Annotated in this window: 1 rRNA gene; it reads right to left on the bottom strand. The window is 56.5% G+C overall.

Annotation, left to right across the window (positions count from 1 at the left end):
• Positions 1-98 precede the first annotated feature (98 nt).
• Positions 99-2,559, bottom strand: a 23S ribosomal RNA gene (locus AB0333_RS16875); the annotation flags it as partial.

The following is a 2,559-nucleotide window of genomic DNA, read 5'->3' as shown; positions in this document are numbered from 1 at the left end:
GGGGTGGTGGTTCGGTTGGTTGTTGTTCCGCAACCGCATAGTGGACGCTACGCATCTGGCCCTCTCATACCCTTTGAAGCGTGTATGAGAGATGCTTGTGTGTATAAGTTATCGGCCTATTAGTACCGGTCGGCTTCACAAGTCGTTAGTCCTTGCTTCCACGTCCGGCCTATCAACCCAGTGATCTGCTGGGGGCCTCCCGACCCGAAGGTCGTGGAAATCTCATCTCGAAGCTGGCTTCCCGCTTAGATGCTTTCAGCGGTTATCCTTCCCGAACGTAGCTAATCAGCGGTGCACCTGGCGGTACAACTGACATACCAGAGGTTCGTCCGTCCCGGTCCTCTCGTACTAAGGACAGACCTTCTCAAATTTCCTGCGCGCGCAGAGGATAGGGACCGAACTGTCTCACGACGTTCTGAACCCAGCTCGCGTACCGCTTTAATGGGCGAACAGCCCAACCCTTGGGACCTACTCCAGCCCCAGGATGCGACGAGCCGACATCGAGGTGCCAAACCATGCCGTCGATATGGACTCTTGGGCAAGATCAGCCTGTTATCCCCGAGGTACCTTTTATCCGTTGAGCGACGGCCGTTCCACAACGGGCCGCCGGATCACTAGTCCCGACTTTCGTCCCTGCTCGAGCTGTCGCTCTCACAGTCAAGCCCCCTTGTGCACTTGCACTCGACACCTGATTGCCAACCAGGCTGAGGGGACCTTTGGGCGCCTCCGTTACATTTTGGGAGGCAACCGCCCCAGTTAAACTACCCATCAGGCACTGTCCCTGACCCGGATCACGGGCCGAAGTTAGATGTCCAGAGTGACCAGAGTGGTATTTCAACGATGACTCCACACGAACTAGCGTCCATGCTTCAACGTCTCCCACCTATCCTACACAAGCCACACCGAACACCAATACCAAACTATAGTAAAGGTCTCGGGGTCTTTCCGTCCTTCTGCGCGTAACGAGCATCTTTACTCGTAGTGCAATTTCGCCGAGTTCACGGTTGAGACAGCGGGGAAGTCGTTACTCCATTCGTGCAGGTCGGAACTTACCCGACAAGGAATTTCGCTACCTTAGGATGGTTATAGTTACCACCGCCGTTTACTGGGGCTTAAATTCTCAGCTTCGCTCGTGAGAGCTAACCGGTCCTCTTAACCTTCCAGCACCGGGCAGGAGTCAGTCCGTATACATCGTCTTGCGACTTCGCACGGACCTGTGTTTTTGATAAACAGTCGCTTCCCCCTGGTCTCTGCGGCCCATACACCCTCCACCCAGCAAGTGGGCTTCAGGCTCAGGGCCCCCCTTCTCCCGAAGTTACGGGGGCATTTTGCCGAGTTCCTTAACCATGATTCTCTCGATCGCCTTAGTATTCTCTACCTGACCACCTGTGTCGGTTTGGGGTACGGGCGGCTAGAACCTCGCGTCGATGCTTTTCTTGGCAGCATAGGATCACCGGATCCCCCACGTAGTGGGGGCCTATCGGGTCTCAGGCACACGTCCAGCGGATTTGCCAACCGGACACCCTACACCCTTGGACCAGGTCAATTCCATTGCCTGGCCCGGCTACCTTCCTGCGTCACACCTGTTAATACGCTTGCCTTATCGGTTCAGGTCCCGCGCTCCCCTGCCACGTCCCCCGAAGGGGATCTAGACAGGTTCGGGCGGTTAGTATCACCGACTCAGCATGGGCGGTTCTTCGCCGGTACGGGAATATCAACCCGTTGTCCATCGACTACGCCTGTCGGCCTCGCCTTAGGTCCCGACTTACCCAGGGCAGATTAGCTTGACCCTGGAACCCTTGGTCATCCGGCGGACGGGTTTCTCACCCGTCTTTCGCTACTCATGCCTGCATTCTCACTCGTGCACAATCCACCGACGCTTACGCCCCGGCTTCACCTCGTACACGACGCTCCCCTACCCATCCAACTTGCGTTGAATGCCACGGTTTCGGCGGTGTGCTTGAGCCCCGCTACATTGTCGGCGCGGAATCACTTGACCAGTGAGCTATTACGCACTCTTTCAAGGGTGGCTGCTTCTAAGCCAACCTCCTGGTTGTCACAGCAACTCCACATCCTTTCCCACTTAGCACACGCTTAGGGGCCTTAACCGGTGGTCTGGGCTGTTTCCCTCTCGACCATGAAGCTTATCCCCCACGGTCTCACTGCCACGCTCTCACTTCCCGGCATTCGGAGTTTGGCTGACGTCAGTAACCTTGTAGGGCCCATCTGCCATCCAGTAGCTCTACCTCCGGGAAGAAACACGTGACGCTGCACCTAAATGCATTTCGGGGAGAACCAGCTATCACGGAGTTTGATTGGCCTTTCACCCCTACCCACAGCTCATCCCCTCCATTTTCAACTGAAGTGGGTTCGGTCCTCCACGCGCTCTTACACGCGCTTCAACCTGGCCATGGGTAGATCACTCCGCTTCGGGTCTAGACCGTGCCACTCAAACGCCCTATTCAGACTCGCTTTCGCTACGGCTTCCCCACACGGGTTAACCTTGCGACACAGCACTAACTCGCAGGCTCATTCTTCAAAAGGCACGCCGTCACCCCT

The sequence above is a fragment of the Citricoccus sp. NPDC079358 genome (assembly GCF_040702545.1).
Classification (GTDB): Bacteria; Actinomycetota; Actinomycetes; order Actinomycetales; family Micrococcaceae; genus Citricoccus.
This window is presented reverse-complemented; position numbering and strand designations above follow the sequence as displayed.